The sequence below is a fragment of the Photorhabdus khanii NC19 genome, assembly GCF_000517265.1.
Lineage (GTDB): Bacteria > Pseudomonadota > Gammaproteobacteria > Enterobacterales > Enterobacteriaceae > Photorhabdus > Photorhabdus khanii.
This window is the reverse complement of the sequence record NZ_AYSJ01000006.1, coordinates 55,216-79,576: the sequence shown is the minus strand read 5'-3', so window position 1 is coordinate 79,576 and position 24,361 is coordinate 55,216. Positions and strand designations below refer to the sequence as shown.

The following is a 24,361-nucleotide window of genomic DNA, read 5'->3' as shown; positions in this document are numbered from 1 at the left end:
AAGAAGTTGCCAGAACTGATATATGCATATCATTGATCTAATGAAACCTGTTTTTATAGTATTCCTTTGAATACACAAAAATAATAGTGGATTTAAATTAGGACTGGATAGCATATCGACTATTATCATTAGTTCTGTTATTCAAATAATCTTTAATGTTAGTCTGATCAATGCACGGAGTCGTCATACCAAACATCGTTAACCCTAAAGCGGGTTTATGAATATCAGCCAATAGCGTAAAATAATTGACAGAGCCCGCCATCATGTTTGCAGCATTAGACAAGACTGAACGAGAAATACGGTTTAGTCCGTTGAGATCGGTTACCGTATAAAGCATGGCAATATCGCTGGCTCTAACGTAGGCTGAAACATTCCCTGACGCCATAGTTGATACCATGATTTTAGGCAAACCGATAGGCAGGCTTTGCATAGCCGGAGTAATCAGCGCTGTTCCGCCTGAGCCGCCGATACCAATCACCCCCGCAATATCGTCGATTGAACTGTTCAGGAAATTCGTGAGGGCGACAGACATCGCTGTTATCGCTTTATTCTGCACGCCACAAAAAACGGGATCAGCGCCAGCAGGATGATACTCAGCCACCTGAAGTGAGTGAATATCTACCTTTTTATTCTGATGATTTTTCCCAGGAATTGATGTAGACACATAAATGATGATTGAATCAACTCCTGCGAGGTGTAAACAACATTTCAACCAGACCAGCTCGTCCAGTTTTGTGTCTGCTGTGCCAACGACAACCACAAATCGCGTCATAGTGTTCACCCCATGTGGCATACCTAGTTCAAAGACGAATGTAAACCTATTGTAATATTTTACAACATGCAAGTTATTTTTTATCATTAGTGATATTTTTTATTGCGAATGCTATACGGTTAAAATTTTAAGGGGTTTAAATGATTCTGTTCGATGAAGAAAAACTGTCGCCAGTCCGGCGTCGTACCCTGGAGCGTATCACTCATTCAGCGCTGAAGTTATACCGTGAAAAAAAATTTCCGTCTCCTGAAGAGATTGCTAATGAAGCTGAGTATGCGAAGGTCACGTTGCGCAGCTACTTTTCAACCCATAGTGATTTTGTAGAATATGTTGTAAAACAAGTCATTGGGTCATTCGTTGTCCCCCCTATGGGCAATGATGCAGAGGAAAATATTGAGAAATTATTAAGATGGGGTTATGAAGAAATAGAAGCCAATGAGGCACTGATGAGGGATGCTTTACGCATTTCTCAGCTACGCTGGCAGGAATCTTTATCAGGTGAAGGTAACCACGAACGACTCGTTTTGAAGAAAAAAAGTAACCGTAAAGAGACGCTTTCTACGGCGTTAGCGCCTCTAAAAGGTCAGCTTAAAGATGACACAATACATAAGATTATTATGTTGATTTCCGTTTTATATGGTACAGAGGCTATGACTATTCTGAAAGATACTTTTGGTTTAGAAAATGATGAAATCATCAACTTAACGAGTTGGGCCGCAAAGTTGATTGTTCGGCAGGCCATTAATGAGGAGCTAAAATAATCAGAAGACCATTTTTTAACATTAAGGGTAAAAAAACCGGGCATGAGGTGTAGCAGTAAAGTAGTAATGTCACTTTTTGCAGCATAAAGGATAAAACCTTTTGCTGCGACAAGGACATTCGGATGTTGGTGACTATGTCAGATAAAGAATTAAACCGGGTTAACGTCATTCAGGCGGTTTGTGAAAAACGGCTCAGACGGCGTGATGCCGCTGCGCAGCTGAACCTGACCGAGTGGCAGGTTCAGCGTCTCGTCAGTCGTTACCGTGCGTCAGGTGTTGCTGCATTAGCTCACGGCCACCGGGGAAAGCAAGGAAATCATTGCCTGCCTGAATCCTTTAAACTTCGGGTACTGGCTCTGCGTCATGAAAAATATAGTGATTTTGGTCTGACACTGGCGGCTGAAAAACTCAAAGAACGACACAATGTTATCGTGTCAGTTGAAACGCTAAGAAAATGGATGATCGCTGATGGTTTGTGGATCCCTTACGTTCGACGTAAGCCCCGTATATATCAGCTCCGTAACCGCCGTGATTGTCTTGGCGAACTGATCCAAATCGATGGTTCCCCTCATGATTGGTTTGAAGGTCGAGTGCCAAAATGCTGCCTATTGGTCTTTGTTGATGATGCGACGGATCGCTTGATGCACCTGTGTTTTGGTGAAACTGAATCCGCATTTGATTACATACTGGCAACTCGAGAATACATTGAAAAACACGGTAAACCCTTAGTTTTTTACAGTGATAAACATGGCATTTTTCGGGTAAATCATCCTAATGGTGCGATAACAGGAACAACCCAGTTTGGTCGGGTACTTCATGGTATTGGTGTTGAGCTTATCTGTGCTAACAGCCTGCAGGCTAAAGGGCGCGTAGAGCGTACAAACCAGGTGCTTCAGGACAGGCTTATCAAAGAAATGCGACTGGAAGGTATTAGCAGTATTGAAGAAGCTAATGCATGGCTGGAAGCCTTCATGAATGATTTTAACCAGCGTTTTGCCCTAGCCCCAAAATACCCCAAAAACTTACATCGACCAGCCACTGAGAGCGACGAAGGACTTGATGATATGTTTGCCTGGCAGGAAACACGCAAGCTCACTAAATCATTAACATTCCGCTATGACAAAATGATTTATCTGGTTGAGCCGACAGAAGAAAACTCACGCATTGCTGGTGAAACTATCAAAGTCTATAACTATCCGGATGGCACACTGGCATTTAAATATGGTTATCGCTCACTGAAATATCAGGTGTTCGATAAACTGGATTGTATTGACTAGGGACAAGTCGTTGATAACAAACGTCTTGGTATAGTGCTGAAACTGGCTCAGGACAAAATGGACGAACTGGAGCGTCAGGATAAGCGAAGCAGAAGTAAAGCAATACCAAGACGCCGAGCTTAGGCCAGAATTCAGGAACAACTGAGAGCCATCAATCCGGTGCTTGCTGACCCTGATGAATTCAGAAAAAGCCTTAAAAGTTAGTGCAACGAAAAAGTATGTTAATATCTACTCAATATTACTGGGCTAATATTCGCCTGCCTATTTGAATGGATCTTCTTCATATTGAAGAAGATAATTGTAATAGCCTAATCTAAACAACTCATGATCTTTTTTAATTATATCTAGTGTTTCAAAATCGATATTTTTTAGTACATTTTCTGATAATTCAATACATGCCGTACCATTTGCAGTAATTAAATTTCTATCAACAACCACTTGTTTTAAAATGAAGTTATCAGTATTTCTATATTTGTTGTAACCTCTCCATAAATATGGAGAGTTTCCAGTGTGTTTATAATCATTTAACATTCCACCTCTAGCCAAAAAATCAACAGCTCCACAAATTGCAGCAACAACAACCCTATCATTGAGATAAGTGGAAATAAGCTTATTTAGTTTACTTGATTCTATATTCCATGAATTTCCACCGATCAAGACAAAAAGATCAACGTGGCGCGGAAGAGCTTCAATGGAGTGTTCAATCATGGTGGTGAAACCACCTATTGATTTACAGATGCCTTTTTCCAGAGAAGCGGTCTCTACTGTCCACCCTTTGCTTGCATTCAGCCTACTGGCAAGAAAGGCACCTTCCCAATCTGCATAGTTATCAAGTAAGAAAAATAAAGCTTTTTTTATCCCCAACCTCTTTTTGTACCTGAGTTTCAAATCATTAATCAGTATCTCTATTCTTTCAGATAAAAGGTGACATTTCTACTTTGCAGGATTGGGTGACAGTTTAAAATTGGTTTGACAAATATTCTTTAGAAATATATAAGTGTGGAGTGCAGATGGTTCTAATTGCTGTATCGTATGGTGCTCTTTCGGCTAAGGCTATTTGATCGTGGATGTGTAATGCAATGTGAGTGAATACTTGGTCAAGATTATCAACAGCTCTATACCAAGTGTCAGTATATCAATGTATTAACCATATATGGATGCCTCCAGTTTGCAAGAACTGAATTGATACGGTTTACGACTATATATCCGGCGTCATTATGGGCTAAATCACCCGTGCCATAATGTCATCCAAACCTTGTTTCCTTTATCACTACTGGAAATAGATACCTTTCATTGCACTATACACTCCGTTTTATTTCTGACCAATTCCTCGGTTATTGGGGCATTTTATTCACCAAGGCAGTAACGGCTTTATTCACTCCGTTGCGGGATATGAGCCCTTTCAGCCCATGTTATAACCCGTTACATCGGTCATCCGGTATTTTACTCACCCGATAAACGACTGAATGGTCACCGTGGATAACGTGTTGTGATACCCAATAAGTTGATTTTTCACCACAACTGTGCCCTTTGGGAACCCACCCTAAATAAGCTTTCGAAATAATAGATCACTTGGAAGGGAACTCAGTCCGATTTTTGCGATCTGATCAATCGCTAAAAATCACAAACCCCAAAACGGACTGAGCGATGCCCATCATAGCACCCATCCCCCGAAATGAACGACAGCAGATGAAAAAACTTATCCATAAAACCCGTGATAAGGATTATGCCCGCCGATTAATGGCATTATTAATGCTACATGAAGGTCATACGGTGACTCATGTCGCCGAAACCCTGCATGCTGCACGTTCTTCGGTTAATCGCTGGATTCACTGGTTTACCTTGTATGGCCTGGAAGGGCTGAAAAGTTTACCCGCCGGCAGGCCCATTGTCTGGAATTTAGCCCCGCTCTATCCGCTCTTGTCTTTCTTATTGCAGCACTCGCCTCAAGATTTTAGCTATCTTCGCTCACGCTGGAGCCTGGAGCTCATCACTCAGACTCTCAATCAATTGCTCAAGTTATCTCTCACACAAAGTACGTTATATCGCGACTGCCAACAGGTCGGTATTGTCTGGCGCAGGGCCGCCCCCACCCTAAAACGACCTGATCCTGAATATCATGAAAAAATAGCAAAAATCACAGAAGCCCTGACCCATATCTCAGCACAACATCCGGTGTTTTATGAAGATGAGGTCGATATTAATTTGAATCCGAAAATCGGGGCGGACTGGTGTTTTAAAGGGCAGCAAAAACGCGTTGTCACGCCAGGAAAAAATGAAAAACATTATCTTGCCGGCTGCCTCAATGCCGAAACAGGGAAAGTGACTTATGTTAAAGGGACAAAGAAGGACTCTAATTTATTTATCAAGATGTTAGATGAGCTTAATACCCACTATCCTGATGCGAAAACGATAACATTAATCTTAGATAATTACTGCATCCATAGCAGTCAGAAAGTCAAACATTGGTTGGCACAGCATCCGAAATTTAACCTCGTATTTTTACCGAGTTATTCCCCCTGGTTGAATAAAATAGAACGGCTCTGGCAATCGTTGCATGAGACAGTCACCCGGAACCACAGCTGCCAATCTATGTGGCGATTGCTAAGTTATGTTGATGCTTTCTTGGCGTCGATTTCAGCACAGCAAAAACCAGGAATGAATAAAATCGGTGTAGCATCATTATGAATTCTTATTTAGCATCATCAACATTATCTAATGCTTTGCAAAGACCTTGGCATAAAGGTGAAACAATTATTGCGAATGCATTAGGACAGAAGCCAGATGAAATCTGGCCTTCCCGTTATCAGAAAAGAAGGAAGAGATATTGATCTCTAAGAGAAAGAATATGTTGACAGTTATAGGAACTATAAAAGCAACGCTCTGAAAGTGCTGCAACACAATCAGAGCGTCTAACCAAAACATTATCGGAACTAATGCTATGGCTAATATGAATAGTAACATATCCTCATACTCAAAGCGTTATACATTTAACGCTCAATCTAATGTAGAAACCGAAGTACACACTTTGCTCACAGACTTTTCTTTGGTTTTAATTTTTTGTAAACCAATTGAGAAGCAATATTATGCACAGTAGCACCCCAGACACTCCCGGCGACAGTGATATATCTGATGTGAATATCCTATGGTCTGGCATGTCGGATGCGATTGCATCACTGGATCTTTCATGTGTTAGCGATACTGTACTGTGTCAGCTAATTGAATCATCTAAAGAAAATGCTATGGGTATTTGTCATGGTGTAACTTTTCTTGGTGACTCAATGTTGTCGTTTGCCGGTAACGGTATCCATGAATTTACTCCAGAGAGTTTGTGTCAGCTCGGGCATAGCCTATCGGCGCTGAGTTCTCTATTACCTATGTTGTTTACCATGCATGAAAAAGCGAGTGGTGAATATCGTCGTAGGGTTTTGAAAGACGAAATAAAATAGCCTTGTCAAATGAAACCGGAAAATTTTTGGATAGTTTTCCGGTTTAATGTATGAACCATTAAGTAATTAGATCTCTTTAAAAATTAATATGTTCATCAATCCTTAATGGTAACGACTTATGTTTGACGTTATGTAAGTCTGTATTTATCTGAAGACAAATCGTTTATCCTGCATGTTGCGCCGTCTGCTGAATTCGTTACAGGAAGCGATGCGAGAATTAAACTGTTGTATTGATGAAATGGACAATGAAATCACCGCGCTTTCTCGCCAGCAAACGGCTTATCCACACCTGCTTACTATTCCCTGTGTCGATCCTCTGATTGCAGGTGCTTTTGTGAATGAAGTCAATGCGGAACAATTCTTGAATGGCCGACAGTTGTCCGCTTGGTGCGGTCTGGTTCCACGGCAACATAGCTCAGGTGGTAAAGCTCGGTTATCTTCTCTGAGTAAAAATGGGAACCACCACCTGCGAACGTTGATAATTCACGGTACCCGGTTCGTGATGCGCTGTGCCAGAAAACGGGATGATACGTTAGGTTGGAAACATATCAATCTGATCGACGATTGCGTCTGGCGTAGCAGCATGGAGATAGGCTCGGAGCAAGTTCAGGTTGTTATGGTCATGCCCTCAGCTTAACAGGTTTTAAATTCCGTTTTCTGAGTTACTTCCATTATCTGCAGATGCCTGAACTTATCAACAAAATAAAAACATGCTTAGTACACCACTTGCTTATATTAAACATATTATTCTCTAACATGCTTTATTATTTCATAATGAAACAATAAAGTATGTTGTCGTTTTGATATATCCATCTTATTTTGCTAATCATTCAGGCCGCTTAATTAAAAAATCTCTATTTCTCAGTAAGTTTGCCAAGCATATGTAAAAAAATAAATAACTATACAAATTAAATGGGTTAGCAAGAGCTGATACGTTGGCTACTATTGTTTCCGGACTTGATTATGTCATAAGACATAGTTTTCTGAGCATTAATGTCTCTGTGTTCTTTGTTCCGGGCGTAAAGATAACCTGTTTAACGGAGGAGAGAATGAAGGTGAGCGAAAAAGAAGGGCTTGAACTGATAAAACATTTTGAAGGTCTTTGCTTTTATGCCTATCAGTGTTTGACAAACGTCTGGACCATCGGTTACGGCCACACCGCCAGCGAGCGCCCCGGCGATGTTATCAGTGCTGAAGAGGCGGATACTTTTCTGTACCAGGATGTAGTTGATGCTGAACGCACGGTAAACAATGTGGTCAGGATTTCGATTAATCAGTATCAGTTCGATGCGCTAGTCTCCTTTGTTTTCAATCTGGGGGCCGGGAATTTCCGTTCTTCAATGCTGCTGAAAAAACTGAACATAAGCAATTATGCCTGCGGGTAAAAACTGGACGGTCTGGTGTACCGGCGGGAAGCCGAAAAAATGCTGTTTGAAACACCAGTGTAACTGGTATCCGGACAAAATCATGACGCATTTTGTTCAGGGGAAGGTTCTGCTGTGGAGCCGAATGCAGCCTGCATCCGTCACGGATGAGTAATAGACATACGTTGCCTGTCGGCAACTGGACACTGAAATGATGAGGGTAATTTCGATGTATTTTACTGATGACATACTGGAAAAACTGAACAACCATGAAAAGACAAAAAACGGCCGGGAATCAGACGATAGCCGACTGGTCACCCTGCCTGATATTATGGTGTGCTCCTTTCCGGAAGTCAGAACGCTGGTCGGGGATGCCCTGACCTGGGGAGAAACAAACTTCCTGTATAAACAGGCACAACAGGAACTAAAAGAAAATAAAATGGCAGAATCCCGCATTCTTAGCCGTGCCAATCCACAGCTGGCCCGTGCCGTGCGTCTGGGTATTTGTCAGTCAACCATGCTGCGCGGCTATGATGATCTGTTTCCGCAGCGCGCCAGTAAGTTTGTTAAACCGGGCTCCGTGGCCTCCATGTTTTCCCCGGCAGGTTACCTGACCGAGCTCTATCGTGAAGCCAGAAAAATACACCCGGACGACTCGAAATATAACTTGGATAAACGCCGTCCGGACTTGGCTTCCCTTTCCCTGTCACAAAACAATATGGATGATGAGTTGTCCACCCTCTCACTTTCCAGTGAACTATTGCTGAATAATATTCGGACGCAAGAGAATAAGAATTATGACGGTGTGATGGAGATGTTCTCTACCTACCGCCTGACTGGGGAAACCCCGTATCATCAGCCTTATGAGGCGGTACGTCAGGCTATCCTGCAGCGGGATGCGGATTTTGATGCCTTCCGGCGTAATCCGGACGTGGCGGCCAGGATGGATGATGCCTCCCTGCTGGCGATTGAGGCGAATATTTCTCCGGAACTGTTTAATATTCTGAAGGAAGTTATTCCTGACGATGTCAGTAATGACACTAACAAAAATACAGTGGAAAAACTGCTGAAAGATAATTTTGGAACCAGCGAAGATATCAGTATTTATCAAAGCCTGCCCTATCTCGCCCGTTACTATGACCTGACCTATGATGAGTTAACCTCGCTGCTGGGCATGGTCAGTGCGGGTAGCAATTCTGATCCGTCTGTGCAGTATTACAGAAATGACCAGCTGGTAACCCTGACAGGACAGGGTGGTAATGTGAACTCTGTTCTGCTAAAACGCACGCCGAAAGATAACTATGGACAGTTTGGCTACATTGAACTGATTCCTGTCAAAGAAGATAACTATGTTCTTAATCTTACAATTGCAAGCAATGCAGCCCAGGGGTCATTCAAAGTAGGAACTAAGGGATATCTTTCTGATGATATCTTTTCCAGTGACGATTTCGACAATCAGAATAATGTACCCGTCTCCTTCCCGGTCACCTCATCACAAGACAGAGTCACTATAGGAGTGACACGCCGGGGTGGTGGGTATTATGCCGAAGTCATATTTGACGTCAAAAAATTCCCTTTTAGTATTTTCCTACTGAAACTGAATAAATTTATCCGCCTTTATAAGGCTACGGGTATCTCTCCGTTTGATATCCGCACCGTGATTGAAAGCTGCAATGACCAGCTGGCTATTGATTACAACGTGCTGGCGCGTCTGTCCCTAGTTAGTTATTACACGAAGTATTACCAGACAGACAGCGCGACGGCGTTAGTACTGGCGGGCGCGGCTATTAGTCAGGCCGCACACACCAACCGCCCCAGCGCCTTTACACGTCTGTTTAATACGCCGCGGCTGAATAACCGTGAGTTCTCGGCTGATGGAGAAATGCTTGACCTGACTCCCGGAGCTTTTGCTGACAGTTTCCGTACCGGCGTACTGAAACGGGCATTCCAGGTGAACGATACAGAACTGTATACGCTTTATACTCTTGCCTTTAGCGATAGAGATAATGATGGTAAAGACATCGCCTTTACCACCACCCTCAGCAACCTGTCCGCGCTTTACCTCACCCGTCTGCTAGCCTCAGTCAATAGCCTGTCGGTCACCGAACTGTTTATGCTGATTTCCGTCTCTCCTTATGCCGGGAAAAAAGTGGACGCTCTCTCGGTGGATGAACTGTCCGGGCTGGTCAGTTTCCTTGACCTATACGCGCAATGGCTGAAGACGCAGGGGCTGACGGTCGGTGAGCTGTACCTGATGACCACTAATAAATACAGCACGGATATGTCGCCGGATATTAAGAATCTGGTCACCACGCTGAAAAACGGTCTGGCGAATCAGGATAAAAATCTTGATCAGATGAAAGAGTCTAAACGGATCAAGCTGGCAGCACCGTTTATTGCCGCCGCCACCCAGCTGGCTTCAGCGGAAACTGCCGAAGCGGTTCTGCTGTGGCTAGACCAGATTAAACCTCAGGGTATGATGTTTAAGGATTTCTGGGCGCTGGCGAATAAATATAAACCCGAACTCAAACCCGAAAACGAAGACACAATAAAGCTGGTCTCTTTCTGCCAGGTTATGGGGCAATTAATGCTGATTGTTCGTTCCCTGTCTCTGACCACAGGCGTGCTGTCACTGGCTGTCACGCAGCCTGACAAATTCCGAGTCGGAGCAACAACCTTAGCGCATGATATTGCTACCATACGCAGTCTGGCTCGTTTTCATAGCTGGCTGCAGCAATGTGGGGCATCAGCGACGGAAATACTGTCAGCGCTAGGTGATGGCACGCTGACGCCGGCGCAGTTGGCACAGTCTATGACGCTGGATGAGCAGATGGTGGCCCAGGGGCTGGCGCAGCAGGACAGTGCAGCGAAGACATTTAGCAGCTGGGAGGCGGTGGATATCACCTTACAGTGGGTAGATATGGCCAGCACGCTAGGCATCACGCCTTCTGGTGTTGCCGCACTGATAAATCTGAAATATATCGACAATGCGTCCATTCCCTCCTATGAGAACTGGCTGGCTGTCAGCCACACCCTGCAGGGCGGGCTAAGTGAGCGGCAGACCACGCAGCTACAGGGCATGCTGGATGAGTCGCTTAGCAGAGCTGTCAGCGCATACGTCATTAAAAATATTAGTCCGGACTCAGTCAACAATCGCGATGAGCTCTATAGTTGGTTACTGATTGACAGTCAGGTCTCCGCGCAGGTGAAGACCACCCGCTTGGCGGAGGCGATTGCCAGCGTGCAGCTCTATGTCAACCGCGCGCTCAGTGGTCAGGAAGACGGGGTGGTGAGCAGTATCAGGTCGGGAAAATTCTTTAAGGAGTGGGACATCTATAACAAACGCTACAGTACTTGGGCCGGGGTGTCGCAGCTGGTCTACTACCCGGAAAACTATGTTGACCCGACAATGCGTATCGGACAGACCAGCATGATGAATGAAATGCTGCAGTCGCTCAGCCAGAGTCAGCTGACCAGTGATACGGTGGAAGATGCCTTTAAGACGTATATGACACGTTTTGAAGAGATTGCCAATCTCGATATTGTCAGTGGTTACCATGACGATGTCAGTGATCAGAAAGGTTTGACTTATCTTATCGGGCGTTCAGCTATTGGCGATTATTACTGGCGCTCGGCAGATGTTGGAAAAATGTCGGATGGCAAACTGCCGGCTAATGCGTGGAGTGAATGGAAGAAAATTACCGCAGCCGCCATTCCTGTTAGTAACCTTATCCGTCCAGTTATTTTACAGTCAAGACTGTATATTTTTTGGATGGAAGAAAAAGAAACCGTTACTGTTGGCAAGGACGGTAAATCAAACAAAGCACAGGAAAACTTACTGAAGTATGCGCATATACAGCATGACGGAACATGGAGCGCACCGTTAACCTATGACTGGAATGATATAAAATTATCAGGCATGTCCAGACCTGGAATGTATTGCGCAAAAATTCAGGGTGAAAGCGATATCATTATTGTTATTTATGATGGAGAGAATAACAAAATTACAACTCCTGAAAACGGCTTTGGCGTTAAAGTGAGCCAGAATGGAGAGGTGAAAAAAATACAGGATTTAAACTCAATTATTAAATTCATTTCCACTCAGTTTGACAATAATTCCAGCATCATGCTGAACACTCCCTATATTAAAGGGAGTTCGGATATGGTAACGGTATCCACACCCGAAGTATCGCAGAATGGTTCCAACCTGCCGTACCTTTTTATGTTCAAAGACACTGGGAAAATTCTGAGTATAAATGCCGATATAGACAAAAAAAATGTCATACTAAAAATAGATGCCAGACAGTCTTTCAACTTCACAGATATGGACAGCCCCATTTTAAAAATGATACCTGACACCGGTAATATGGGAGATACTTTCTACATATCTTCAAAAAAATCCATATACCCCACATCTGGTAATACTGACAATAAAATACAATGCGTAGCTTCAAGTTCAGGTGCATCGATACAAACCAATTTCAGCGGTTTAGGCAGAGAAGCATATATTGATGGAGTGGAGAATAAAAATCTGCGTGTCATGGGTAGAAAATATCCTGGCTACCACATAATGAAAATAATACAACAGCTCAAATCTGCCCCTTCCAGCGTGGAGCTTATTTATTATGCAGATCAAAGATATGTGCATAAGTTTTCAGATTTCAACGGAACTATTGATACCACTATTGATGTTGAAAAGGTAGGTATTAGTCTTTATTCGAATTCTGGCGACAAATTGGGGGAAGAAACTGCTTCGAAAAGAGATTGTTACACATTTGATGAAACTTCCTTTTCATTTGATAATGTAAAATTTAATATTCCGCTGGAAAATTTTAACGAATCTAACAGCATTGATGTTAAAATAAGCATGGGTATTTTCGGAAACGAGGGTTATACGGCTCATTTACAGGTAACCAGAACGCTGAATAACAAATTCCCCGTAATTCCGCTGTATCGACTTAGTCATGGCGCCCAATACTTACAGTACGGTCCATATCGCATAAGGGTGAATACCTTGTTTGCTAGGCAGCTGGTCGCCAGTGCCGGCTTGGATAATATTCTTTCTATGAATACGCAGCAACTGCCGGAACCCAAAGCTGGGCATGGCAGTTATATCACTATAACTCTTCCCAGTTATAATGCATCGTTACACGGCACTAATTCACATGTGCAGATATTGATATCTCCTGAAGGAAACAATACCGCCACTAAGCGTTATTCCTTCTGGTCTGGTGAGTTGCAAGATACAAAACAAACTGTGACACTTTTTGTCCCCATCTCGCGAACTAAACTGGGCGATCCTGTCCAGTTTCCGGCAGACCTCACTAGTGGGCTGGCGGTTTTCTTTCAGTGTCAGGCAAAGACTTACTATCAGGGCGTTCTGAACGGGATATCTGAAAGTGACTACTCGCTGGGCAAATTTACACCCGGGAGTGACAGTGATGATGCGCGGGATATCTCCATTGCCGTGTTACCACAGAGCTATACCGAAGCCATGGACTTCAATGGCGCCAACGCCCTCTATTTTTGGGAGATGTTCTACTACGTCCCGATTATGGTGTTCAGGCGCCTGCTGCAGGAAAGCCGCTTCACCGAAGCCACTCAGTGGATAAAATATATCTGGTCTCCGGACGGCTACTTGGTTAATGACCAGTCTGCTACTTATCAGTGGAATGTGCGTCCGCTGCAGGAGGAGACCACTTGGCACAGTAACCCACTGGACTCCACAGATCCGGACGCTGTGGCCCAGGCTGACCCAATGCACTACAAGGTCGCCACTTTTATGGCTTGGCTTGACCTGCTGATTGCCCGCGGAGATGCGGCCTACCGACAACTTGAACGCGACACCCTGAACGAGGCGAAAATGTGGTACATGCAGGCGCTGACGTTGCTCGGAGATGAGCCCTTGATGACTCAGGACAACACGTGGACCAACCCGAGTCTGAAGGATGCGGCCGATAAGACCGTTCAGGCTACAATCCAGCAGGCCCTGCTGACCGTGCGCCAGCATACAACGTCGGATAGTATACTGTATACCGCCAACTCCCTGACTAGCCTCTTTCTGCCGCAGCAGAATGAGAAGTTGCAGGGGTACTGGCAGACGCTGGCGCAGCGTTTGTATAACCTGCGTCATAATCTTTCCATCGACGGCCAGCCCCTTTCTCTGTCCATCTATGCCTCTCCGTCCGACCCGGCGGCCCTACTAAGTGCGGCGGTCAACTCTTCGCAGGGCGGCAGTGCGCTGCCAACTGTTGAAAACATGCCACTCTGGCGTTTCCCAGTGATGCTGGAAAGCGCACGCAGCATGGTCAGCCAGTTGACCCAGTTTGGCAGCACCCTGCTCAGCATCAGTGAACGTCAGGACGCGGAGGCGCTGTCCGAGCTGCTGCAGACGCAGGGCTCAGCGCTGGTACTACAGAGTATTTCCCTGCAGGAGAAGAATATTGATGAAATCGATGCGGACAAAACGGCGCTGGAGGCCAGTCGAAGCAGGGCGCAGTCGCGGCTGGACAGCTACACTACGCTGTATGATGAGGATGTGAATACCGGCGAGAAGCAGGCCATGGACCTTGCCCTGTCCGCTTCGGTGCTTTCCACCACTGCTACTGTGTCCTATACCGTTGCGGCCGGGCTGGATGCTGTGCCCAATATTTACGGCATGGCGTTCGGTGGTTCCCGGTATGGCTCCATTGCCCGGGCGGTCGGCACCAGCATTGAGATTGGTGCGGCGGCTTCACGGACTGCTGCGGACCGCCTCAGCCAGTCCGAAGCCTACCGCCGACGCCGTCAGGAATGGGAAATCCAGCGCAACGCCGCTGAGTCTGAAGTGAAGCAGATTGATGCCCAGCTGGACGCGCTTGACGTACGCCGCGAAGCGTCCGTGCTGCAGAAAACCTATCTGGAAACCCAGCAGAGCCAGACTCAGGCCCAGCTAACCTTCCTGCAGAATAAATTCACCAGTAAGGCGCTGTACAACTGGCTACGGGGCAAACTGGCTGCCATTTACTACCAGTTCTACGATCTGACGGTCTCACGTTGCCTGATGGCCGAGAAAGCTTGGCAGTGGGCACTGAATGACACCGGGATGTCATTTATTCGTCCGGGTGCCTGGCAGGGCACCTGGGCCGGTCTGATGGCAGGGGAAACCCTGATGCTAAATTTGGCGCAGATGGAGCAAAAATATCTGGAAAAAGATGAGCGGGCGAAAGAAGTGATGCGTACAGTATGCCTGTCTGAGGTCTATGCGAATCTTTCCAGCGGTAAAATTGACGACTTAGCTGCTGCGCTTGCTGATGTGATCAATAATCCGAATAAAACATACGGGGATGGGACGAATGGCCTGAAGGTGGAGAATAAACAACTGCAGGCCACCCTGAGACTCGCTGACCTGAAGATTATGGATGATTATCCGGACTCATTGGGAACAGTCAAACGTATCAAACAAATCAGCGTCACCCTGCCGGCGCTGGTAGGGCCGTATCAGGATGTGCGCGCGGTGCTCAGCTATGGTGATCCGAAAGGGCTAGCACGGGGCTGTGATGCGTTGGTGGTGTCGCACGGCATGAACGATAGCGGCCAGTTCCAGCTCGATTTCAATGACAGTCGCCGGCTGCCATTTGAGGGTATTCCCGTGGCTGACGGTGGCACGCTGACCATGAGCTTCCCGGATGCAACTGGCAAGCAGAAAGACCTGTTGCTTAGCCTAAGCGACATGATTCTGCATATCCGTTACACCATCATGAGCTGAATCCCCCTTTAACTTCACCAGGCTCCCTACGGGGAGCTTGTCAGGAGTTCTGTATGCAAAATTCAGATGAGCCGCTTACTTTGCTGCCGCAAACTGTATTAACTTCGCTTCACTGTTGGGTATCCCTCCGGCAACAATTTCCGCCGCTTTCTGTGGCGTCATCTGCTCATTTGATAGTAAGCGTCCGGTCATCTCACCTTGCTTTATCAGATAACAACAAAATAGGATGTTAACTGAAAGTATTATCCGGCCAGGGGAGCAGCTCATTCAACAGATTGTTCGGCCATAGGTATTTTCATCCAAGCAGATCACCCAATAACCCCCTGTGTCAGCATAGTTGTCGCCCCAATTTTTAAGGAGAATTACTATGCCTGCACATGCAGTACCGATTGATGTTAAAGAACAAGGGATTATTTGGCTTCTGCCTCCCTATTGCTGGTCCCACAGACAGATAGCCCGTAAACTGGATATCAGCCCTTCTGTTGTATCAAAATGGAGATGTGAACTGGTGGAGCGCGGTTTATTACCTGAAAACGAAAAGGTTTCCTCTGCTGACAGTGATGAGTGGACGCCTGAACGACGATTTTCAGTTGTGCTTGAAACAGCAACATTGTCGGAAATGGAGTTGGCTGACTATTGCCGACGTATGGGACTTTTCGTCGAGCAGGTCAAAGAATGGCAGGTTATCTCCATTCAAGCCCATGAGATTAAACTCACAGAAAACCGTCGTGCCGATAAGGAACTGCGTGAAGCCCGGAGTAAATTACGGGAACTGGAGAAAGAGCTTCAACGCAAGAATAAAGCGCTGGCTGAAGCTGCTGCGCTCCTGATATTAAGGGAAAAGTTCAATGCCCTCTGGGACAACAGCGAGGAAGGTTGACACCTCTTCCAGAGCGGCAAAAAATAATTTCGCTCGTCAACGACGCCGTTACACAAGGGGCGAGTAAAACCCGTGCATGTCAGTGCATAGGTATCTCAGTCAGAACGCTTCAGCGCTGGGTGGAATCGCCAGACGGGCAGATACTTGCCGATCGCCGTCCCGAAGCCATTCACCGGCTCCCTGCGAATAAATTATCGGAGACTGAGCGTCAGCAGATTATGGATATTTGCAACTCGCCGGAGTTTGCTGGATTGTCACCAAATGTCATTGTTCCCGCACTTGCTGATAAAGGAATTTACATCACTTCAGAAGCAACTTTTTACAGGATACTTAAAGTGAATAAACGACTGACCAGAAGACGTCGGGAAAGCCAGTATAAGCGTCCTGACGCATTAAAAGCAGTATCACCCAATCAGGTCTGGAGCTGGGATATCGGTTATTTGCCTTCATGGATCAAAGATCAACATTTTTATCTTTACATGATTCTGGACATATTTAGCCGGAAAATTGTTGCTGCTGAAGTCTTCCTCAACGAATCAGGAGAACATGCAGCAAATCTACTTCAACGGGCCGTGTGGAGCGAAAAGTGCTCAACCCAGAATATCATATTGCATTCAGATAATGGTGGCCCGATGCGCAGCTACACCATGCTGGCTAAGATGTACAGTCTCGGTATCCTCAGTTCCTATTCTCGCCCCAGGGTCAGTAATGATAACCCGTATTCAGAGTCGCTGTTCCGTACGCTGAAATATTGTCCCTGGTGGCCCAAAAATGGATTCAGCAACATTGATGAAGCAAGGGGCTGGGTGACTCGTTTCGTCAACGGGTACAACTTTGAGCATAAACATAGCGGGATCAGGTATGTCACCCCGGATGAACGTCACCGGGGCATAGATACCCAAATATTATTGAACAGAAAAGCAGTATACCTGGCCGCATGTCAACATCATCCGGAGCGCTGGAGTAAAGAGATCCGTAACTGGGAGCACATACAGGAAGTTTATCTAAATCCGGAAAAAGAAGCGGCATAAACGTAATTTTATTACATCAGGCGACAGCTACCTTGAAAAACGCCGGCATTCTCCGCCCGGTTGTTGTCTATCGGCACCCGGCCATCATCCAGGTAACACACTAGGGCTGGCCAGCGCTTCAGGGTATAATCTATCGCTTTGCGTAACCCGGAGTTGGGGGCCGTTTTGGCCTGAGTCGTCTGCAACCAGGACCGGAACTCATTCAGCCATGGCCGGGCATAACGCTGCCGCCACTGACGCCGTTTATCCGGGGGCCGGTGTTTGATTTTTCGCTCCAGTTTGTACAGTTCACGAATACCCTCCAGCGCCTGTTTGGCCGTCGGATTGGCGCTGGCCTGGTAGTGTTCAAAGAACTTACGCCGGGCATGGGCCCAGCAACCCGCTTCGGTGATTCAGCCCGGGTGAATATTACCATGAAAAATGCCGTTACTCAGTGATCTCCATCGTGGTAATACGCACCCGATGAGTTACCCATGATATATACGATGAATTGATGTAGTAGAAGTCCTTAAGTAGATGTATTGACAGGTAGTACCGATTCTCTGTGAACTTGGTAAATAACTCAGTCTATCGAGACTGTTGAAATAATGAGGGCAGAGAGTGCGGATTTTCATCAGGGCTCATTGAAGCCGAATATATGTTTGCGACTACATTGTCAAAAAAAATTTACTCACCTACTTGAATTAAGTCGGTGTCCATATAAGTCATTTAATTATTGGGTAGCTAACACAAGTATGGCCATTACTTAAGGCATACATTTGATTACCTTTAAGGCCAACAAATGGAAATGTCGTAAATTCATAATTCTTAGTTGTCATGTTAAAAACGAGGTGCGTGTCTTTAAGGTTTAAAGAAGATGCGTGAGCTGGAAAAGTCCCCTGTTCTTTTACCGTGATAATGAAACCGATAGGGAAAAAATGCAAAGCGCACATGAACGCTACATGACCTTGATTCATGAAAGCTACACTTTGAGCTGAAATATGCATTCGGTGGGGATAAAACCAATAGTAGATATCATGTGTATCCTCAAAGCTTGAAGTTTTCCCTAAGACAAAGTTTTTTAATGGCGTATAGAATGGGCTATCGACTGGTTCATTTCTACAATCCTCAACAGAAGTGGCAGATAAAATGTGACCAATCATGGCCTTAGTAAAAGATAAGCTATCGAATGGTATTCTAATGACTGGGTTCATTTGTGTTCCTGTCAAGTATAGCTCTAACTTAGACTTAAATTCCTTAGTAACATCTTCAATTGATTTATCTAGTCCCCCTAATACATAGTTATTACAGTGACGGCAGATCGTTCTAAAATATGCGCCATTTTTGGCATTTAATGGTTTTACCGGCTCGCTGGTATGAAAAAATTCACTAACTGTTTTTTGTAGGACGGGCCCTAAAGTTATGGCACACTTTGGTGGCACATGATCTTTTGTAAGCAAATCGTATTTGCCACAGATATTACAATAACCATGAGTAATACCGTTGGGCTTCTGCCTTTCACTAATTTTCGTCATGTGTACTTCACGTCCTTCGCAACTTACCTATGCTTTATTGGCATCAACCAACATCTATCACACTCATATATTAGCTTTTAATAGATTACCATTTTGTGTGTAAAGGTGACATTTTAACTTTGCGAAACAACACGACATTTTAACTTTGGGTAGACAATGAGGCCCGGTAAAAGTTTCTTTTGGTGTATGGACCTGTGCATTTTGTGAGTGGTTATGTAATGTTCTTGTCATCTTATCTTGCAATGTCCGTAGCTCTTTGGCAACAGCAACACATTGCTATGCACCTGTACAGCTTGTTATTCTCTTCAACAAGAAACTACATTAACTACAGATTTGCCGCTGTATCGTCAGGAAACGTTGTTTAAACAATATGGCATTGAACTCAGCCGCCAGACACAGAGTGGTTGGATATTAAAATCGGCCCAGTTGTTTTGTCCCTTTGGTAGCAAAATTCAGGGAAACTCTGTTACAGTAGCCGATTCTTCATACGGACTAAACCACAGTAAAGATGGTGACTTCAGAAAAATGACGCATTATATGTGGGTCTATTGTGTGGGTACTGACTCCCCGGTGCCACACACAACAACGCCCAACATCGTGTTGTATGACTATTGCGTATTACCGCGAAGGAGTTCGCTCTTTAATGCGTTTTTCAAGGTAACTGATCCCCTCAGGTATGAGCAGGTGCATTATTATCCAATGACGATAATCTGTTACCCCACATCTGCCTTCCGAATATTTCCGGTGCCATGCCCGTGTCATCGAGAATTTGCGAATCTAACTAACCTGAACTCTGCTTAAGAAAGGAAAGAAAAAAGGAACTAAGAGCCTGAGGCACGATCAACGTTTTTGTATAGAAAACAAAATCGTGGAGATCCTCAGGCTATGATGACTTTAGAAGAACTTTATTGCTACTAGGCTATTACACGGTTTAACTGCTCGTCGACGCTTTCTCAAAATTCTCTGCTCGTGCAAAAGCTCTCGAGATAATTGCTTATCGCCACCGCGCAGCCTTCCGTACCAGTCGAATCTGACGCCCCTATTCCATTCTACTGAGCCATATTCGTCTTCTAAAGCGCCCCACACCAGCACTGCAACAGCATCCAAGGCTCGACCCCCCCCATCCGGTCAGTGACAACCGAACAACAACCTCGAAGAAAGCGCGACCACCCCGCCTGCGCCCCCCCCCCCTCACGCAAAGAAAAATCACAAGGCATGGCCCCCACCGACTCACCAAAATCGCCGCCCGCCACAATCCTCGTATTCTCCGAAACAAGGCCCCCAGCGGGTAGCACAACGGGGGAAAACCAGTATGGGGCTTTCTCTTATACAGAATCCTTCACTTAATGTGAAGGATTTTTTGAACTAAATACTTTCCTCGTGATCAGATCTTCAAAGTGTTTAATTTGAGGATTTCTGTGATGATTAAAAGCAATGTTGAATGGGCTTGCCATTTTGGCCACGCTGAACTCGGTGACCCAAGAAGAGCCGCAAGATTAGTCAAAATGGCTTCAGAGTTAGCCCTACACCCCGGTAAATCCGTTGTAAAATCTTCATTATCTCCAGCCAGTATGGAAGGCGCTTATCGATTCATTCGCAATGATAATATTGCCTCGAAAGATATTGCCGAGGCGGGATTTACAGCAACGGCAAATCAGATTGAGCAATACCCATTACTCCTTGCTTTGGAAGACACAACAACGTTGAGCTATCAGCATCATTCGATACGGAAAGAATTAGGACATGTAAATCAAGGTAACCGCTGGCGAGGACTTTTCGCCCACAGCATTTTGTTATATGCGCCAGATAAAAATGACCTTGTTGGGCTGATAGAGCAACAACGGTGGACAAGAGATATAAAAACTCGCGGCATTCGTCGTCATGGCCTTAAACGACCCTATGAAGATAAAGAAGGATATAAATGGGAAAGAGCATCTAGAAATATGACTTCTCGTTTAGGTGAGGCAATGACAAATGTTATTTCTGTCTGTGATCGTGAAGCAGATATTTATGACTATTTAACCTATAAGGTATCAAATAACCAACGTTTTGTGGTTCGTTCAATGATGAGTAGACATATCCTTGAAGGAGCAAACAAATTATACCAATTTGTCGCAGAGCTTAAGAGTGCTGGGCAACGACAAATACGCGTAGCTCAAAGAGGAGGACGGAAGGCAAAAGTCGTGACTCTTGATATAAAATATGCGCCTGTAACATTAAAAACCCCATCCAATAAAACGGGAAATGCGATCCCTCTCTACTACGTCGGCTGCTCAGAAATAGGCAGTGAGGATAAGAAGCTCATTTGGCCTATTTTAACGAGTGAACCGATCCATAATGAAGAAGATGCTCTTACGATCATGGGTTATTACGAAAAACGCTGGCTAATAGAGGAATATCATAAAATCTGGAAAAGTGAGGGGACTGATGTAGAAAAACTGAGAGTTCAAAGCAAAAACAATCTAGATAGATTAGCCACAATTTATGCCTTCTTAGCGGTAAGGATATTCCAGTTAAAATTTGCTAATGAGCAACTTGAAGATATTAACTGTGAAACAATATTGTCACCAAAAGCGTGGAAACTGCTTTGGCTGAAAAGTGTCAAAACAGCGCTTCCTGAAACCCCACCTACCGCTAAATGGGCCTATGAACATCTTGCAAAATTAGGTGGTTGGAAAAATAGCAAACAAAGTGGTAGAGCATCAGTCAAAACGTTGTGGGAAGGATGGCTAAAATTACAAGCCATCCTTGAAGGTTATGAACTGGCGCATTCTATCCAGCAAGACTTGTGATCAAGAGACAGCTGTATTGGAGAGCAGTTTTGGGACTAGCTGTCCGCTGACTTAATGCAGGGTGTGATGACCATTAATACGCCGAAAGCCCGGATACATCTGGTTGGTGGCTTTGTGTTTGTGAGTGCGCCGGCCATTTTCTTCCCGTTTCTCAGTGAGAAGAAGCAGGCGGATGGCAACGAGGTTAACCAAAAATGGAAACGGGTACAAACCGCATTTGAGCGGCTGGGACGACATCGAGTCAGTAGTGGAAAGTGTTTTTGTTGCTGTCATCTTTATGATTCGGCTGATCGGACAGGCTCCTATCAACGTGTTCATGGTTACTTAATCAAAAGCACTTTGCTTTATCGTGGCCGTTCTGTACCAGACGATAGCCCTTTTCTAATGATTTTCTGAGAAAGCATCTTTAATAACAATGTGTTATGTTCTGTGCCCCGCAATGGGTTTTTAAATTGAAGACGTGAGGAAGTAGAGATGGACAGTATGACCTGGGATAACCTGCTGGATGAATATTTTTTTGCCAAAATCTTGCGGCCGGATACTGAGTCAAGTTATCGCAAGGTGATGAATACATTCCTGGTGTTTGCAGGTGTAGACAATCGGCCTGCTCAAGTGACCCGACAACAGGTCCTGGCGTGGCGCAGATATGTGTGACCTGGAACAGTAAGATTGCGCATATGCGGGCGGTGTTCAATTTTGCGATAGAAGAAAAAATACTGTCCCAAACGGAAAACCCATTTTGGTGTGGTGGTTAATGCGAACAAGAATAAAAAGAAAACATTGACCCAAAAACAACTGACAGCCTTGTATCTCACGATGGGGCAATTCGAAGAGCGGGAGCGACAGATGGGGGATAACCATCGTGCCCACTGTGCATTATATCCGACCNGGTACTGGCNGACGGTACNGGATACGNNGCGTTANACCGGGATGCGGCAAAATCAGNTGNTACATGTCCNGCTCGNGGATATNGACCNGAATGAGCGTCGGANTATTCTTNGCTCCGAGGGGAGTAAGAACCATTATGAACATCAGGNGCCGGTGGTGAAANGGTTATATCCGCGACTGGAGATTTTGCTGGAACGTGCGCAAGCCGCCGGGGCAAAACTGAGTGATCTCCTGTTCTGTGTGAATTATTTTACCGCCAAAACAGACCGAGGAAATGAAACTGATCAATTACAGACGATAAAATCATTTTTTCGGCGCTTGTCAAAGGAGTGTGGATTTGATGTGGGCCCCCACCGTTTCCGGCATATTTTGGCAACTGAACTGATGAAAGCGCCTGATCGTAATTTGCAAATGGTGCGCGGATTATTGGGACACCGCAATATTGCCACGACGATGGAATATATTGATATCAATCTGGATATTGCCGGGCGTGCGCTGGAGCGCGAATTGATGCTGTATATTGATGTTGAGCCAGAGAGAGGAGAAATGTTAATCAGATAAACCGAAATATTTTCGCGGTTGCCTGGACTTGTTTTTTCTATACAAATTCCCTGTCGCAAGATGGGGAGTTTTTTCGAACTGATGCAATCTCCCATAACTGACCTTCTTCTGAACAATTAGGAAAATTGAGTAACCGATAAATAGCTTTCCATAATACCGATACACCTATGCACTTTGTTTTCTTCTTGAACAATATTGGTTCTATAGCCTATCTCACTGTTTCCACGGGCCGTTTAGATGAAAAGGCTGTATGTCTTGGTACACAAGGGCTGGTTGGAAGTGAAGCATAATTATGAAAACTTATTTATACAACATCGTGTTAATTAATTCATTGATTTTGGTTTGGATGGCTTGACAGTTGCAATAGAACTTGTAAATATCTCCCTCGAACGAAAAAAGGACATCTGATTTCTCAGATATCCTAATCTTAGAACCTTTATACTTATATCTAAGTAGCGCAAGATTGAACAATCTACAATTATGCACTTTTAGGTTCCGGTATCGAACGCTCGTTGAGTTTTCTCATCTCTCAACCAACGCACTTTGATATGGTGCCCGGAGGCGGAATCGAACCACCGACACGAGGATTTTCAATCCTCTGCTCTACCGACTGAGCTATCCGGGCAACGGGGCGAATTAAACCGTATTCAGCCTAAGTCGTCAATGCCTTTCTGATAAAAAATGATAAAAGACGATTGATTGCTGACTTTTTACCCCAAATTTGTGTGGTTATTCATCTTGGCTGATTTTTATTAGCTTAACGCACCATTTTTGCGGCATTTGGCGATAGCCAAAACATCTTCTGCCAGCAGTTTTGCCGTCGCGATATCATCAATATCCCGTTTGATCAGTAGCTTGCTCAGGCAACCTTCCAGAATCAGTTCCATCTGTTTGGTAATCAGTTCACAATCTTCGATATCTAGTTGATGTAATAACTCGGTGGTGTAATGGGAAGAATTCTGTTTTTGCAATTCAGCTAATTGATGGATAGGGTGGTCAGATTCAGGGAATGCACTACAGGCCGCGATAAACAGGCAGCCTGGATAGCGTTTCTCTTTTACTTTTTCACCAAGCGCTGCATAACGAGCCAGTAGCTTTTGCTCTGGTGTCAGATTTTCATCCAGTAACATCTGTCGTTGCCAGACTTCAATCTGTTGGCCGTGATAACGCAGGCAATCATAAAGCAGCGCTTCCCGATCGGGCCAGAACTGCTTTAGATATTCCATATCCATGTTAAGTGAACCAAGGAGTATCTCAGTTGTGGCGGATAAGCCATGTTGTTCCAGCAAGTTTAAGACATGACTAAGAACTTGTTCTCGTTGCAC

Annotated in this window: 15 protein-coding genes, 1 tRNA gene and 4 pseudogenes; 13 read left to right on the top strand and 7 right to left on the bottom strand. The window is 44.9% G+C overall.

Features of this window, described 5'->3' with window-relative positions:
• Positions 1 to 97 precede the first annotated feature (97 nt).
• Positions 98 to 772, bottom strand: a complete 675-nt coding sequence (locus PTE_RS07390) for a Tm-1-like ATP-binding domain-containing protein (protein ID WP_241826089.1) — start codon at positions 770 to 772, stop codon at positions 98 to 100.
• 140 nt (positions 773 to 912) lie between these two features.
• Between PTE_RS07390 and PTE_RS07385 the strand changes: the two genes are divergently transcribed.
• Both PTE_RS07385 and PTE_RS07380 read left to right on the top strand, forming a co-directional pair.
• Positions 913 to 1,533 (top strand): hypothetical protein, encoded by a 621-nt coding sequence (locus PTE_RS07385; RefSeq protein WP_036844558.1) that lies wholly within the window; start codon positions 913 to 915, stop codon positions 1,531 to 1,533.
• 134 nt (positions 1,534 to 1,667) lie between these two features.
• A pseudogene (locus PTE_RS07380) lies at positions 1,668 to 3,014 on the top strand (ISNCY family transposase).
• A 57-nt stretch (positions 3,015 to 3,071) separates the two neighbouring features.
• On the opposite strand, the gene PTE_RS07375 reads toward PTE_RS07380, so the two are convergent.
• Entirely contained in the window at positions 3,072 to 3,674 is a 603-nt protein-coding gene (locus PTE_RS07375; RefSeq protein ID WP_209435493.1) for a DJ-1/PfpI family protein, read from the bottom strand.
• 783 nt (positions 3,675 to 4,457) lie between these two features.
• On the opposite strand from PTE_RS07375, the gene PTE_RS07370 reads away from it, so the two are divergent.
• The 7 genes from PTE_RS07370 to PTE_RS24445 all read left to right on the top strand — a co-directional run bounded on the left by PTE_RS07370 (position 4,458) and on the right by PTE_RS24445 (position 17,281).
• Positions 4,458 to 5,498 (top strand): IS630 family transposase, encoded by a 1,041-nt coding sequence (locus PTE_RS07370; RefSeq protein ID WP_036844556.1) that lies wholly within the window; start codon positions 4,458 to 4,460, stop codon positions 5,496 to 5,498.
• Positions 5,495 to 5,641 carry a helix-turn-helix domain-containing protein gene (locus PTE_RS23475; protein ID WP_081738175.1) on the top strand — a complete coding sequence of 49 codons (147 nt, stop codon included), beginning with the start codon at positions 5,495 to 5,497 and terminating at the stop codon, positions 5,639 to 5,641. The genes PTE_RS07370 and PTE_RS23475 overlap by 4 nt, the downstream gene beginning before the upstream one ends.
• 255 nt (positions 5,642 to 5,896) lie before the next feature.
• Positions 5,897 to 6,259: a hypothetical protein gene (locus PTE_RS07360; protein WP_051477244.1), complete on the top strand. Its 363-nt coding sequence runs from the start codon at positions 5,897 to 5,899 to the stop codon at positions 6,257 to 6,259.
• Positions 6,260 to 6,467: 208 nt separating this feature from the next.
• Positions 6,468 to 6,896 carry a transposase gene (locus PTE_RS07355; protein ID WP_157890151.1) on the top strand — a complete coding sequence of 143 codons (429 nt, stop codon included), beginning with the start codon at positions 6,468 to 6,470 and terminating at the stop codon, positions 6,894 to 6,896.
• A gap of 418 nt (positions 6,897 to 7,314) precedes the next feature.
• The gene (locus PTE_RS07350) at positions 7,315 to 7,644 is read left to right on the top strand and encodes a lysozyme (RefSeq protein WP_422615317.1); all 330 of its coding nucleotides are present in this window, start codon (positions 7,315 to 7,317) and stop codon (positions 7,642 to 7,644) included.
• Positions 7,645 to 7,852: 208 nt separating this feature from the next.
• Positions 7,853 to 15,370: a Tc toxin subunit A-related protein gene (locus PTE_RS07345; RefSeq protein ID WP_036844554.1), complete on the top strand. Its 7,518-nt coding sequence runs from the start codon at positions 7,853 to 7,855 to the stop codon at positions 15,368 to 15,370.
• A gap of 367 nt (positions 15,371 to 15,737) precedes the next feature.
• A protein-coding gene (locus tag PTE_RS24445) for an IS3 family transposase (RefSeq protein WP_422615316.1) occupies positions 15,738 to 17,281 on the top strand; the annotation gives its coding sequence in 2 pieces (ribosomal slippage) (positions 15,738 to 16,215 and positions 16,215 to 17,281; 1,545 coding nt in all).
• A 44-nt stretch (positions 17,282 to 17,325) separates the two neighbouring features.
• Here the strand turns inward: PTE_RS24445 and PTE_RS23470 are convergent.
• Positions 17,326 to 17,673, bottom strand: a pseudogene (locus PTE_RS23470) (IS66 family transposase); the annotation flags it as partial.
• A gap of 312 nt (positions 17,674 to 17,985) precedes the next feature.
• Positions 17,986 to 18,795 (bottom strand): hypothetical protein, encoded by an 810-nt coding sequence (locus tag PTE_RS07325; protein ID WP_036844545.1) that lies wholly within the window; start codon positions 18,793 to 18,795, stop codon positions 17,986 to 17,988.
• A 333-nt stretch (positions 18,796 to 19,128) separates the two neighbouring features.
• On the opposite strand from PTE_RS07325, the pseudogene PTE_RS23465 reads away from it, so the two are divergent.
• A pseudogene (locus PTE_RS23465) lies at positions 19,129 to 19,596 on the top strand (IS66 family transposase); the annotation flags it as partial.
• A 269-nt stretch (positions 19,597 to 19,865) separates the two neighbouring features.
• Here the strand turns inward: PTE_RS23465 and PTE_RS25435 are convergent.
• A complete protein-coding gene (locus PTE_RS25435) occupies positions 19,866 to 20,048 on the bottom strand; it encodes a hypothetical protein (protein ID WP_131601449.1) in 183 nt (60 codons plus the stop codon).
• A 168-nt stretch (positions 20,049 to 20,216) separates the two neighbouring features.
• Here PTE_RS25435 and PTE_RS07320 point away from each other — a divergent pair, with 168 nt between their 5' ends.
• From PTE_RS07320 to PTE_RS07310, 3 genes and pseudogenes are all read left to right on the top strand, one after another.
• Positions 20,217 to 21,587 (top strand): IS4 family transposase, encoded by a 1,371-nt coding sequence (locus PTE_RS07320; protein WP_036844542.1) that lies wholly within the window; start codon positions 20,217 to 20,219, stop codon positions 21,585 to 21,587.
• Between the two features lie 39 nt (positions 21,588 to 21,626).
• Positions 21,627 to 21,983, top strand: a complete 357-nt coding sequence (locus PTE_RS07315; RefSeq protein ID WP_339366717.1) for a conjugal transfer nickase/helicase domain-containing protein — start codon at positions 21,627 to 21,629, stop codon at positions 21,981 to 21,983.
• A gap of 78 nt (positions 21,984 to 22,061) precedes the next feature.
• Positions 22,062 to 23,036 (top strand): annotated as a pseudogene (locus tag PTE_RS07310) (tyrosine-type recombinase/integrase).
• A 549-nt stretch (positions 23,037 to 23,585) separates the two neighbouring features.
• Here the strand turns inward: PTE_RS07310 and PTE_RS07305 are convergent.
• Together PTE_RS07305 and dicD are read right to left on the bottom strand one after the other, a co-directional pair.
• A tRNA-Phe gene (locus tag PTE_RS07305) sits at positions 23,586 to 23,661 on the bottom strand.
• Between the two features lie 127 nt (positions 23,662 to 23,788).
• Positions 23,789 to 24,361: a division control transcriptional repressor DicD gene (dicD, locus tag PTE_RS07300; protein ID WP_036844536.1), complete on the bottom strand. Its 573-nt coding sequence runs from the start codon at positions 24,359 to 24,361 to the stop codon at positions 23,789 to 23,791.